Source organism: Kitasatospora mediocidica KCTC 9733, assembly GCF_000744225.1.
GTDB lineage: Bacteria > Actinomycetota > Actinomycetes > Streptomycetales > Streptomycetaceae > Kitasatospora > Kitasatospora mediocidica.
In genome coordinates this window covers 552,921-563,189 of the sequence record NZ_JQLN01000003.1, presented here as the reverse complement: position 1 = coordinate 563,189, position 10,269 = coordinate 552,921, and the positions used below count along the sequence as shown (strand labels likewise).

Annotated in this window: 2 protein-coding genes, 3 rRNA genes and 3 pseudogenes; 2 read left to right on the top strand and 6 right to left on the bottom strand. The window is 64.4% G+C overall.

Annotation, left to right across the window (positions count from 1 at the left end):
* Positions 1-598 precede the first annotated feature (598 nt).
* A complete protein-coding gene (locus tag BS80_RS41675; protein WP_198045460.1) occupies positions 599-739 on the top strand; it encodes a hypothetical protein in 141 nt (46 codons plus the stop codon).
* 276 nt (positions 740-1,015) lie between these two features.
* Here the strand turns inward: BS80_RS41675 and BS80_RS07900 are convergent.
* Both BS80_RS07900 and BS80_RS07895 read right to left on the bottom strand, forming a co-directional pair.
* Positions 1,016-1,611, bottom strand: a pseudogene (locus tag BS80_RS07900) (YigZ family protein).
* Positions 1,612-1,793: 182 nt separating this feature from the next.
* Positions 1,794-3,107 (bottom strand): annotated as a pseudogene (locus BS80_RS07895) (DUF6986 family protein).
* Between the two features lie 304 nt (positions 3,108-3,411).
* On the opposite strand from BS80_RS07895, the gene BS80_RS40430 reads away from it, so the two are divergent.
* Positions 3,412-3,753 (top strand): hypothetical protein, encoded by a 342-nt coding sequence (locus tag BS80_RS40430; RefSeq protein WP_157536023.1) that lies wholly within the window; start codon positions 3,412-3,414, stop codon positions 3,751-3,753.
* Between the two features lie 249 nt (positions 3,754-4,002).
* Here the strand turns inward: BS80_RS40430 and BS80_RS07885 are convergent.
* The 4 genes and pseudogenes from BS80_RS07885 to BS80_RS07870 form a co-directional block, all read right to left on the bottom strand.
* Positions 4,003-4,820 (bottom strand): annotated as a pseudogene (locus BS80_RS07885) (DUF2637 domain-containing protein); the annotation flags it as partial.
* A 278-nt stretch (positions 4,821-5,098) separates the two neighbouring features.
* Positions 5,099-5,215 (bottom strand): 5S ribosomal RNA (rrf, locus tag BS80_RS07880).
* An 84-nt stretch (positions 5,216-5,299) separates the two neighbouring features.
* Positions 5,300-8,421 (bottom strand): 23S ribosomal RNA (locus tag BS80_RS07875).
* A 285-nt stretch (positions 8,422-8,706) separates the two neighbouring features.
* Positions 8,707-10,228: ribosomal RNA gene (locus BS80_RS07870) — 16S ribosomal RNA — on the bottom strand.
* Together the 16S, 23S and 5S rRNA genes form the textbook arrangement of a ribosomal RNA operon.
* Positions 10,229-10,269 lie beyond the last annotated feature (41 nt).

The window sequence follows — 10,269 nt, the reverse complement described above, 5'->3', positions numbered from 1 at the left end:
TCGGGACGGTCCGGCGGTGGGGTCGGGGCGGGTGGTGGCTCGTCGTAGCCCTCGTGCTTCAACCAGGGGACAGGCACTGGTCGGCCAGGGCGACCACATCCGCAGGGGACTGACGGGTCGTGACCGTCATCCGGTACGGCGTGGCGTGGCCGGGGCCGCGGCCCGTCCGGGATCGGGGGCGGCGGCCGGATGGGAGATGGGTGGCGCGAAGCGGTCGGTGGTCATGGGCGGTACCTCCGTGGTGCGCTGGTGGGGTCTGACGGTCCTCCATCGACGGGTGGTGTCCGGCTCCCGGTCGGCGGCTGCCGACCTGGGTCCTGTGCTGAAGAACGCGTGTGCCCGGAGCTGAAGTTCCAGCTCCGGGCACCGTCAATTCGTTCGAACGTCACAGGGACGTCTTCTCACCTGCTTCTCACTGCTTCTCACTGCTTCTCACTGCGCAGAACCGCTAGACCTTCCCGGTCGGTCCCACCAGATCCACGTCATCGGGCCGTCCGACCCTGGTCGGGGGCACCCTGGCCGGGGGCATGGCCGGCACGGCGAGCAGACAGCCCTCGGAGGCCTGGTAGTTGGCAAGGATCACCACCCGGTCAGCCCCGTGGTTGTAGCCGATGTGCACGTGCTCCGCCCCGGCAGCTCGATCAGCGCCTGGCCCGGCCTGGTGATCTCCACGGCGCCGTCCGCCAGTATTCGGGTCAGCGTCCCGGAAAGGACCACCGCCTGCACCCGGGCCGGGTGATAGTGCCAGCCGGATGTTCTCGCCCGGCTCGATCGTGACGGTACGAATCACGGCCATCTGGGGATCTGCTCCTGAACTCGACGATCGTTTCAGGTTACTGACGACCTGTGCCCACCGAAACCGAATCCACACGCTTTGGCCGAAAGCGCATCCGATTTGTTCACTCCGGCAGCAACCCCTGTCCGATGACTTCCGTACGCCTTTCGTACGCCTTTCGCGCGGCCATTCCCACGGACTCGGCAATCCGCCCCGGTAACCGGACGAAACGCCTTCCGATCAGCCGGTCAGCGGGACTTCAAGGAACGTGTAGCCGGACGGGACCGCCACCGCGGAGCCTCCGCTGGCCTCGGCGAGCCAGGTGTGGAAGGCCGCCAGACCGGTCTCCGGGATTCCCACCTCGATCCGGACGCCCGCGGCCTCGTACCGCAGTCACGCACCGCGTGGCCGGCCGCCCGCAGGTCGTTCTCCAGCCTCCCCGCCCTGGTGTGGTCGGCGGCGACCACCAGGAGCGCGACCGGGCGCCGCTCGACCGTGCCCACCGCGTCGACCGCCGCCGAGACGGCGCCGCCGTACGCGCGCACCAGACCGCCCGCGCCGAGCAGGACGCCGCCGAAATAGCGGGTGACCACGGCCACGGTGTCGGTGAGCCCGCGCCGGCGCAGGACCTCCAGCATCGGGACACCGGCGGTTCCGCCGGGTTCGCCGTCGTCGCTGGACCGCTCGCGGCGGTGGTCCTCACCGACGACGAAGGCGGTGCAGTTGTGCCGGGCGTCCCAGTAGCGCTTGCGGACGCCGGCGATGAACTCCTGCGCCTGCTCCTCGTCGCCGACCCGCGCGAGATGGCAGATGAAGCGCGATCGCTTCACCTCGATCTCGTGGCTGCCGTCCCCCCCGGATGGTCAGGTAGGGCTTCGGGCTGGCTGCGACATGGGCGGGCGGGTCTCCCGGGTGGGAGGGGCGGAGGGCGTTCCGCCAGCCTATCCACCCGGGGTCTCCCGCGATCGCCCGGCCGGATCGGGTGGGAGCCGCCGGGATCAGCTGGGAGCCGCCGGGATCAGCGACCGGAGAGCGCGTCCAGCTGTCGGCGGTCGAGGCCGGTGAGAGCGGTGACCTCGGCGAGGTCCACCGCGCCGCAGTCCAGGCCGCGCAGGAGGTAGCCGGAGAGCGCCTTGGCGGTGGCCGGCTCGTCCATCACGTCGCCGCCGGCCTTGGCCACGTACGCCGCCAGCCGGGCCGACGCGGCGGCCAGCCCCTCGCGGTAGAACGCGTAGACCGCCGCGTACCGGGTGGGCAGATGGGCAGGGTGCATGTCCCAGCCCTGGTAGTAGGCGCGGGCGAGCGAGCGTCGCACCAAGCGTGGTGCAGGTTCCAGGCGGCGAAGACTGCTCGGTCGGCCGGTCGGGATCACGTTGGTCGAGCCGTCGGACAGCCGCACGCCGGTCCCGGCCGCGGCCACCTGCATCACGGCCTTGGCGTGGTCGGCGACCGGGTGTTCCATGCTCTGGTAGGCCGCGCTCACCGCAGGAGGCGCTGTAGTCGAAGGTCCCGTAGTGCAGGCCGGTGGCCCGGCCCTCGGCGGCGTCGATCATGAGCGCGACGGTGGCCCGGCCGTCGGCGCCCAGGATGGCCTGGGTGGTCTCGATCTGGATCTCGAAGCCGATCCGCTTCGCGGGGAGGCCGGCGCGCTGCTCGAAGTCCTCCAGGAGCCGGACCAGGGCGGTGACCTGCTCGGGTAGGTGACCTTCGGGAGAGTCAGCACCAAAACCCTCGGGCAGCGCGCGGCCGCCTTCGAGGAGGGTGGCGAGGAAGAGCTCCAGCGTGCGGATGCCGCGGTCGCGGACCGCCGCCTCCATGCACTTGATCCGGATACCGATGTACGGCGGCGCGCTGCCGTCGGCGACGGCCGCCGCCACCAGACGCGCGGTACGGACCGCCTCGGCGTCCTCCTCGGCGTCGGGGCGCGGGCCGTAGCCGTCCTCGAAGTCGATCCGCAGGTCCTCGATCGGCTCGCGCACCAGCTTGGCCCGGACCCGGGCGTGCACCTCGGTGATCAGGTCGTCGGCGGGGACGCCCAGGGCCTCGGCCAGCTCGGTGGGCGTGCCGGCGTGGTGTCCAGCGCCTCCAGGGCCTGCCGGCCCCAGGTGTCCACGGTGTCGGCGGCGAAGGCGTCGGCCGGGACGTACACCGTGTGGACCGGCTGCCGGCTGCCCGAGTCACCCGGGTAGCGGCGGGCCAGCTCGGCGTCGACCGGGCCGAGCAGCGCGTCGACGCCCGCCCGTGCGGCACTGAGAACGTCAGGCCCTCCGCTGCGGCAGCGCCGCCGTCCACCTCGACCTGGGACATCCGGGTTCCTCCACACTGACGGCATTCAACAATTTGTTGATGTGAAGGTAGCTCCGGGCGCCACCGGGCGTCAATGGCAGACCAGCCTGCGGACCGGTGGGCGAGGCCACGGTGATCCACAGGCTGGTCCGACCCCGAGCTGCGGGGACGTCGTGGGGTGGCCGCCACTCGCGGCCGGGACGGCTACTCGCGGCCGAGGCTGCTGTAGCGGGCGTGCAGCTCCGGCCAGAGCCTGCGCATCTGGTCGCGCCGATCGGGCTCTCCGGGTCACGGCCCGAAACGCCGTACTGGGTGAAGAGGTAGCGGGCCAGCGCCTCCTGGTCGGGGTCGTGACCGTGGGCGTCCTGGTAGGCGATCAGCGCCTCGACGCACAGGTCGACCGTCAACTCCGGGCCCTGGGCGGCGAACAGCTCGTCCTCCTCGACAGCGACCGCGACGGCGCCGGCAACACCGTTACCCGCGGGCGCAGTTGCAGCACTCTGCCGCTGCGATTCGCCCGTCGCCCTGGGCACCGAGGCACGCGGGTCGAAGACACTCGGTTCGGCCTCGGACCGCGCCGGCTGACGGATGTGGTCGTCGGTCAGCGGCTCGTTCTGCTCGGCGGCTGCTCCGGCTGCGGACGCACGGCCTGCGGTGCGGCGGGTGCGGACGCGCGACCCTCGGTGTCCTGAACCAGGGGACCCCTGACCGGCCGGGTGCGCGACGTTGACCACCGGGCCCGCCTGCGCGGGGGTGCGGCGGCGGGTGCGGCGGCACGCGGCGCGGCCGTCCGGCCTCGCCAGACGTCCCTGCTGGACGCGAGCCGGCTGGACCCGGGCCGACTGCGGCTCACGGACCTGCCCCCGCCGCCTGACCGGTGTTCAGCGTCGGTTCCCCGCCTCCGTTCTGGGGCACGTCGCGCCAGCGAGCGGCAGCCAGCTTGGTGAGCAACGGACCGGCGACCGCCGGGGACACCGCGGGCACCTCGGAGGTCGTCGCGCCGGCGCCGCCGGAGCCACGGCCTGCGCCGCAGTTGGAACCGCAGCAGTCAGGGCGCCCGCAGCCGGAGTCTCCGGGACGGCAGGCCCGTCGAGTCGGTCGAGCACGGTGATGTCCAGCGGAACCCCGTACTTGGCCAGCTTGAGCGGCAGCAGCGCCTGGATCGGTGCCGTCCGCCGCCAGCCCCGCCCGTAGCGGAAGCGCAGCTGCGCCCGATACACCAGCCGGTTCTGCTCCAGCCGGACGACCTCGTCGTAGGAACGCAGCTCCCAGAGCTTCATCCGCCGCCAGAGCCGGAAGGTCGGGACGGGCGAGAGGACCACCGCATCAACCGGACGGATTCCATGTGCCGATCGGCGGTGATCGCCGCGATCCGGCCGACGGCATGCCGTGAGGCCTCGACCACCACGACGAACAGCACCGGGATGACCGCGTGCATCCCCATACCCAACGGGTCGCCCCAGGACGCCGCGGCGTTGAAGGCGATCGTGGCCACCGTCAGCAGCCACGCAGTCTGCCGGAGCAACGGGAAGGGTATGCGAAGCCAGGTCAGCACCAGGTCCAGCGCGAGCAGCACGACGATGCCCGCGTCCACACCGATGGGGAAGGCGTACGAGAAGTTCCCGAACCCCTTGTGCAGTGCGAGCTCACGCACCGCCGAGTACGAACCCGCGAAGCCGATCCCGGAGATCAGGCTGGCTCCGGCCGCCACCAGGCCGAGCAGGACCCGGTGGACGCGGGTAAGGGATGGACGTGCCATTCGTTGATCAACCCCTGGATCTCAGCTGCCGGCGGGCGCGACCGTTGGCTGACGGAGCCGCCGCGGTCCGGATCTGCCGGACGGCGGTGCCGTCCGCCATCTCGAACCACGGGGATCCTACTCGGACAGACGTTCAGGACTTACGGCAGGCCGACCGCTGAGGTCCCCCAGCAGCACGGACGGGACGGGTTCGGGTGCCCGGGAAAGGTGCTCCGGATGGCCCGGAAACGCAGATAACCCCCATCCGATTTCTCGGATGGGGGTTATCTGGAATGATTGTTCGGCGGCGTCCTACTCTCCCACAGGGTCCCCCCTGCAGTACCATCGGCGCTGTGAGGCTTAGCTTCCGGGTTCGGAATGTAACCGGGCGTTTCCCTCACGCTATGACCACCGAAACACTATGAAACTGTCAACCGCACCACCCCATGGCCACGGGATGGGGTCGTTGTTTCAGAACAACACAGTGGACGCGAGCAACTGAGGACAAGCCCTCGGCCTATTAGTACCGGTCAGCTCCACCCATTACTGGGCTTCCACATCCGGCCTATCAACCCAGTCGTCTACTGGGAGCCTTACCCTCTCAAGGAGGTGGGAATACTCATCTCGAAGCAGGCTTCCCGCTTAGATGCTTTCAGCGGTTATCCCTCCCGAACGTAGCCAACCAGCCATGCCCTTGGCAGGACAACTGGCACACCAGAGGTTCGTCCGTCCCGGTCCTCTCGTACTAGGGACAGCCCTTCTCAATATTCCTACGCGCACAGCGGATAGGGACCGAACTGTCTCACGACGTTCTAAACCCAGCTCGCGTACCGCTTTAATGGGCGAACAGCCCAACCCTTGGGACCTACTCCAGCCCCAGGATGCGACGAGCCGACATCGAGGTGCCAAACCATCCCGTCGATATGGACTCTTGGGGAAGATCAGCCTGTTATCCCCGGGGTACCTTTTATCCGTTGAGCGACGGCGCTTCCACAAGCCACCGCCGGATCACTAGTCCCTGCTTTCGCACCTGCTCGACCCGTCGGTCTCACAGTCAAGCTCCCTTGTGCACTTACACTCAACACCTGATTGCCAACCAGGCTGAGGGAACCTTTGGGCGCCTCCGTTACTCTTTAGGAGGCAACCGCCCCAGTTAAACTACCCACCAGACACTGTCCCTGATCCGGATCACGGACCTAGGTTAGACATCCAGCACGACCAGAGTGGTATTTCAACGTCGACTCCACGACAACTGGCGTTGCCGCTTCACAGTCTCCCACCTATCCTACACAAGCCGAACCGAACACCAATATCAAGCTATAGTAAAGGTCCCGGGGTCTTTCCGTCCTGCTGCGCGAAACGAGCATCTTTACTCGTAATGCAATTTCACCGGGCCTATGGTTGAGACAGTCGAGAAGTCGTTACGCCATTCGTGCAGGTCGGAACTTACCCGACAAGGAATTTCGCTACCTTAGGATGGTTATAGTTACCACCGCCGTTTACTGGCGCTTAAGTTCTCAGCTTCGCCTAGTCGAAACTATGACTAACCGGTCCCCTTAACGTTCCAGCACCGGGCAGGCGTCAGTCCGTATACATCGCCTTACGGCTTCGCACGGACCTGTGTTTTTAGTAAACAGTCGCTTCTCGCTGGTCTCTGCGGCCACCCCCAGCTCAGGAAGTAAATTCCATCACCAGGTGTGGCCCCCCTTCTCCCGAAGTTACGGGGGCATTTTGCCGAGTTCCTTAACCATAGTTCACCCGAACGCCTCGGTATTCTCTACCTGACCACCTGAGTCGGTTTGGGGTACGGGCCGCCATGAAACTCGCTAGAGGCTTTTCTCGACAGCATAGGATCATCCACTTCACCACAATCGGCTCGGCATCAGGTCTCAGCCTCAATGAGTGACGGATTTGCCTATCACTCGGCCTACACCCTTACCCCGGGACAACCACCGCCCGGCTGGACTACCTTCCTGCGTCACCCCATCGCTCACCTACTACCCTGTTGGGTCAGCGGCTCCACCACGTCCCTTCGTCCGAAGACTCCAGGCCGGCTTCGCGGCTTTAGCATTCAGAGGTTCGACGTTGGCGCTTCAAAGCGGGTACGGGAATATCAACCCGTTGTCCATCGACTACGCCTGTCGGCCTCGCCTTAGGTCCCGACTTACCCTGGGCAGATCAGCTTGACCCAGGAACCCTTGGTCAATCGGCGCAAGAGTTTCCCACTCTTGTATCGCTACTCATGCCTGCATTCTCACTCGTGAACCGTCCACAACTGGATTCCTCCGCTGCTTCACCCGGCACACGACGCTCCCCTACCCATCACAGCAGGCGTTGGCCCTTCATGCTGCAATGACACGACTTCGGTGGTGTGCTTGAGCCCCGCTACATTGTCGGCGCGGAATCACTTGACCAGTGAGCTATTACGCACTCTTTCAAGGATGGCTGCTTCTAAGCCAACCTCCTGGTTGTCTGTGCGACTCCACATCCTTTCCCACTTAGCACACGCTTAGGGACCTTAGTCGGTGTTCTGGGCTGTTTCCCTCTCGACCATGGAGCTTATCCCCCACAGTCTCACTGCCACGCTCTCACTTACCGGCATTCGGAGTTTGGCTAAGGTCAGTAACCCGGTGAGGCCCATCGCCTATCCAGTGCTCTACCTCCGGCAAGAAACACGTGACGCTGCACCTAAATGCATTTCGGGGAGAACCAGCTATCACGGAGTTTGATTGGCCTTTCACCCCTAACCACAGGTCATCCCCCAGGTTTTCAACCCTGGTGGGTTCGGTCCTCCACGAAGTCTTACCTCCGCTTCAACCTGCCCATGGCTAGATCACTCCGCTTCGGGTCTTGGGCATGCAACTCAACCGCCCTATTCGGACTCGCTTTCGCTACGGCTACCCCACACGGGTTAACCTCGCTACACACCGCAAACTCGCAGGCTCATTCTTCAAAAGGCACGCAGTCACGAGACACACAGCAAGCTGGTGTCCGACGCTCCCACGGCTTGTAGGCACACGGTTTCAGGTACTATTTCACTCCGCTCCCGCGGTACTTTTCACCATTCCCTCACGGTACTATCCGCTATCGGTCACTAGGGAATATTTAGGCTTAGCGGGTGGTCCCGCCAGATTCACACGGAATTTCTCGGGCTCCGTGCTACTTGGGAGAAGCTCAAGTGAGCCGTACAGATTTCGTCTACGGGGGTCTTACCCTCTACGCCGGACCTTTCGCATGTCCTTCGACTACCCATACGGTTTCTGACTCACCCAGCCGCCGGCAGACGACTGAAGAACTTTCCCACGACCCCGCATTGGCAACCCCTGCCGGGTATCACACCAATACGGTTTAGCCTCATCCGGTTTCGCTCGCCACTACTCCCGGAATCACGGTTGTTTTCTCTTCCTGAGGGTACTGAGATGTTTCACTTCCCCTCGTTCCCTCCACATACCCTATGTGTTCAGGTATGGGTGACAGCCCATGACGACTGCCGGGTTTCCCCATTCGGAAACCCCCGGATCAAAGCCTGGTTGACGGCTCCCCGGGGACTATCGTGGCCTCCCACGTCCTTCATCGGTTCCTAGTGCCAAGGCATCCACCGTGCGCCCTTAAAAACTTGGCCACAGATGCTCGCGTCCACTGTGCAGTTCTCAAACAACGACCAGACACCCACCTACACAACCCCAAGAATAAGGCAATGTCCGTGGGACCGGCTCCAGAGGTACCAGCCATACGGCCGTTCCCTCAGGACCCAACAACGTGCCCGACACACCCGACCCGCTGAAACGTTCCACGCACCGAAGTGCAGTACTGGTAACAACCAACCGTGTGTGCCGAATAGTCAACGTTCCACCCATGAGCAACCAACCCGGGACATTCGCTCCAGGTCTGGCTATGTGCTCCTTAGAAAGGAGGTGATCCAGCCGCACCTTCCGGTACGGCTACCTTGTTACGACTTCGTCCCAATCGCTGGTCCCACCTTCGACGGCTCCTCCCCTTACGGGTTAGGCCACCGGCTTCGGGTGTTACCGACTTTCGTGACGTGACGGGCGGTGTGTACAAGGCCCGGGAACGTATTCACCGCAGCATGCTGATCTGCGATTACTAGCAACTCCAACTTCATGGGGTCGAGTTGCAGACCCCAATCCGAACTGAGGCCGGCTTTTTGGGATTCGCTCCGCCTCGCGGCATCGCAGCCCTTTGTACCGACCATTGTAGCACGTGTGCAGCCCAAGACATAAGGGGCATGATGATTTGACGTCGTCCCCACCTTCCTCCGAGTTGACCCCGGCAGTCTCCTGTGAGTCCCCATCACCCCGAAAGGCATGCTGGCAACACAGAACAAGGGTTGCGCTCGTTGCGGGACTTAACCCAACATCTCACGACACGAGCTGACGACAACCATGCACCACCTGTATACCGACCACAAGGGGGCGACCATCTCTGGCCGTTTCCGGTATATGTCAAGCCTTGGTAAGGTTCTTCGCGTTGCGTCGAATTAAGCCACATGCTCCGCTGCTTGTGCGGGCCCCCGTCAATTCCTTTGAGTTTTAGCCTTGCGGCCGTACTCCCCAGGCGGGGAACTTAATGCGTTAGCTGCGGCACCGACGACGTGGAATGTCGCCAACACCTAGTTCCCACCGTTTACGGCGTGGACTACCAGGGTATCTAATCCTGTTCGCTCCCCACGCTTTCGCTCCTCAGCGTCAGTAATGGCCCAGAGATCCGCCTTCGCCACCGGTGTTCCTCCTGATATCTGCGCATTTCACCGCTACACCAGGAATTCCGATCTCCCCTACCACACTCTAGCCTGCCCGTATCGAATGCAGACCCGGGGTTAAGCCCCGGGCTTTCACATCCGACGTGACAAGCCGCCTACGAGCTCTTTACGCCCAATAATTCCGGACAACGCTCGCACCCTACGTATTACCGCGGCTGCTGGCACGTAGTTAGCCGGTGCTTCTTCTGCAGGTACCGTCACTTGCGCTTCTTCCCTGCTGAAAGAGGTTTACGACCCGAAGGCCTTCATCCCTCACGCGGCGTCGCTGCATCAGGCTTTCGCCCATTGTGCAATATTCCCCACTGCTGCCTCCCGTAGGAGTCTGGGCCGTGTCTCAGTCCCAGTGTGGCCGGTCGCCCTCTCAGGCCGGCTACCCGTCGTCGCCTTGGTAGGCCATTACCCCACCAACAAGCTGATAGGCCGCGGGATCATCCTGCACCGCCGGAGCTTTCCACCCACCCCCATGCGAGGACAGGTCATATCCGGTATTAGACCTCGTTTCCAAGGCTTGTCCCAGAGTGCAGGGCAGATTTCCCACGTGTTACTCACCCGTTCGCCACTAATCCACCCGAAGGCTTCATCGTTCGACTTGCATGTGTTAAGCACGCCGCCAGCGTTCGTCCTGAGCCAGGATCAAACTCTCCGTGAATGTCTGCCCGTAATCGGGCCGAACACCCGCGTTGAGCGGCA